The sequence below is a fragment of the Gemmatimonadales bacterium genome (genome assembly GCA_030697825.1).
Classification (GTDB): Bacteria; Gemmatimonadota; Gemmatimonadetes; order Gemmatimonadales; family JACORV01; genus JACORV01.
In genome coordinates, this window is sequence record JAUYOW010000062.1 from 1 (window position 1) to 2,332 (window position 2,332).

General features: G+C 70.8%; 3 protein-coding genes. All 3 read left to right on the forward strand.

What is annotated here, in order from left to right; translation table 11 throughout:
• A partial coding sequence (locus tag Q8Q85_02995) for a hypothetical protein (GenBank protein ID MDP3773211.1) occupies window positions 1-262 on the forward strand: 262 nt, incomplete at its 5' end.
• Entirely contained in the window at window positions 259-762 is a 504-nt protein-coding gene (locus Q8Q85_03000; GenBank protein MDP3773212.1) for a hypothetical protein, read from the forward strand. The genes Q8Q85_02995 and Q8Q85_03000, both read left to right, overlap by 4 nt.
• 16 nt (window positions 763-778) lie before the next feature.
• A partial coding sequence (locus Q8Q85_03005; protein MDP3773213.1) for a protein kinase occupies window positions 779-2,332 on the forward strand: 1,554 nt, incomplete at its 3' end.

Genomic DNA, 2,332 nt, shown 5'->3' on the forward strand with positions numbered 1-2,332 from the left:
GCGGGACGGCCGCGAACTCTTCTACCGCGAGGGCGACGCCATGATGGCGGCGTCGGTGCGGGCGCAGCCGGCGTTCGAGGTGACCGGGCGCCGCCGGCTGTTCTCCGGAGCGTTCCTGCCCGGCGGCTCGTTCCGTGAGTACGACGTCGCGCCCGACGTCCGGCGGTTCGTCATGGTGCGCGGCGGTGCCAGCACCACGGTCCTGCTCTCGATCCAGGGGCTCCTCGAGCGGTTGCGCCACGATGAGCGGAGGGGTCGGTGAGCTTCCTCGACAACCTGCTCAACCGGAATCCCACCCGGGAGTGGCGCGCGCAGCCCGGCCTCCAGCTCGTGCTGGATCTGGACGACGAGTCCTTCTGCGGCATCCGGCTCGGCGAGCGCGCCGACCGGCTCAACAAACTCGGTCCGGCCGAGGACGCGGCGGCGGCGCGCCGCGGTTCCTACTGGTACGGGTCGCGGGGATTCCTGTGCCGGGAAGAGCAAGGGCGGTTCGTCGAGTTGGAAGCCGTCTACAGCGGGGGTGAGGGGCAACCGTTCGCCGGCCTGGTGCGCCGCAACGGTGCCACCGCCACACTCGCTCCACAGACGACCGAACCAGACCTGGTGGCGCACCTGGGGAAACCGGATGAGCGCAAAGCGTCGGAGGCCGAGGAGGGGATCTCCTCCGGGGCCTCGCTCACCTGGCACCTGAATCGCACCGACTGCGTGGCGGAGTTCGTCGACCAGCAGCTCGACCAGCTCTGGCTGGGAACCAAGCAATGAGCGGAGGCACTCTTTGATGGACGCCGTGCAGCGCCTCTCGGTCGCCTTGGCCGAGCGCTACGTCATCGAGCGCGAGCTGGGCGAGGGCGGCATGGCCACCGTCTACCTCGCCCACGATGTCAAGCACGACCGCAAGGTCGCGCTCAAGGTGCTGCGGCCCGAGCTGGCCTCGATCCTCGGCGCCGAGCGGTTCCTGAGCGAGATCAAGACCACCGCCAATCTCCAGCATCCCCATATCCTGCCTCTGCACGACTCGGGCGAAGCAGATGGCCTCGTTTTCTATGTGATGCCCTATGTCGAGGGCGAATCGCTTCGAGACCGGTTGACTCGCGAGAAGCAGCTGCCGGTCGAAGACGCGGTGCGCGTCGCGCGGGAGGTGGCGAGCGCGCTGGACTACGCTCACCGGCACGGAGTGGTGCACCGTGACATCAAGCCCGAGAACATCCTGCTTCACGACGGCCGAGCACTGGTGGCGGACTTCGGGATCGCGCTGGCGGTGTCGAGCGCGGGGGGTGGCACCCGGCTGACGGAGACGGGAATGTCGCTGGGGACGCCCCACTACATGAGTCCCGAGCAGGCGATGGGGGAACGGGAGATCACAGCCAAGAGCGACGTGTACGCGTTAGGCTGCGTGGTGTACGAGATGCTGGTGGGGGAGCCGCCGTTCACGGGCCCGACGGCGCAGGCGATCGTGGCGCGGGTGATGACCGAGCAGCCGCGCTCGCTCGCGCTCCAGCGCCGCACCATCCCGCCCCACGTGGAGGCGGCGGTGCAAAAGGCGCTTGAGAAGCTGCCGGCGGACCGCTTCGGCTCCGCGGCGCAGTTCGCCGAGGCACTGGGGAACAGGGACTTCTCCGTGCCCGTCACGCTGGCCGCACCTGGGGCCGCCGACCGCGGCGCGCGGCGCGCCGCGGACTCGGCGCGGCGGTGGGTGCCGTGGGCCGTCGCCGCATTGGCCGTGGTGGTCGCCGGGTTCGGCTGGATGCGGCGCAGCGGGCCCGCGGCCGCGACCGATCCGGTTCGCTTCTACCACGTGCCGGACTCGGGGCACAGCGCGACGAGCGCCTGTTGCGGACCGCCGCTGGCGATCTCGCCGGACGGACGCACCCTGGCCTACGAGGGACTGACCCAGCGCATCCAGGTGTGGGTCCGCGCGCTCAGCGAGCTGGCGGCGCGGCCGCTCGCCGGCACGGAAGGCGCGCGCAACCTCTTCTTCTCGCCGGACGGCCAGTGGGTCGGTTACTCGAGCTCCGGGAATCTCATGAAGGTGCCGGTGGCGGGCGGCGCTCCGGTCACGATCGCCGAGATCGGCAGCCAGCTGCTGGGCGCCACCTGGACCGCGGACAACCACATCGTCTTCGCGAGGGTCGACAGCTCGGGCCTGTTTCGCGTGACCGCCGACGGGGGGACGCCGGAACGCCTCACGCGGCCGGATACGACGGCCGGGGAATCCGGGCACTTCTGGCCGCACTACGTGCCGGAGACCAACGGGCTGCTGTTCACGGTCTGGCCGAGGACCGGGGCGCTCGGCGCGGCGCACGTCGGACTGATGCGACTCGGCCGCCGCGAG